Source organism: Pseudomonas agronomica, assembly GCF_025917275.1.
In the GTDB taxonomy this organism is placed as follows: Bacteria; Pseudomonadota; Gammaproteobacteria; order Pseudomonadales; family Pseudomonadaceae; genus Aquipseudomonas; species Aquipseudomonas agronomica.
This window is the reverse complement of record NZ_JAOSHO010001140.1, coordinates 1-264: the sequence shown is the minus strand read 5'-3', so window position 1 is coordinate 264 and position 264 is coordinate 1. Positions and strand designations below refer to the sequence as shown.

At 59.5% G+C, this 264-nt stretch carries 1 protein-coding gene; it reads left to right on the top strand.

Features of this window, described 5'->3' with window-relative positions; translation table 11 throughout:
* A partial coding sequence (locus tag OC610_RS29280; protein ID WP_332880497.1) for a POTRA domain-containing protein occupies positions 1 to 264 on the top strand: 264 nt, incomplete at both ends.

The window sequence follows — 264 nt, the reverse complement described above, 5'->3', positions numbered from 1 at the left end:
CGTCAGAATCGCTTGCTCGAAGAACAGCGTCGACGCCTCGAAGAACTCAAGGACCTGCCAGGCAAAGAAGCCAAGCCGATCCAGCCGACAAAACCCGCCGATACCCGTTGTTTCCCCATCAAGACCATCGAGCTCAAGGGCGCCGACGCCTTGTCCGAGCGCGAGCGCCAACGCTTGCTTGCCCCCTACATCAACCAATGCCTGGGCGTGCCGCAGCTTAACGAGTTGCTCAAGACCATCACCGATGCCTACCTGGAAAAGGGC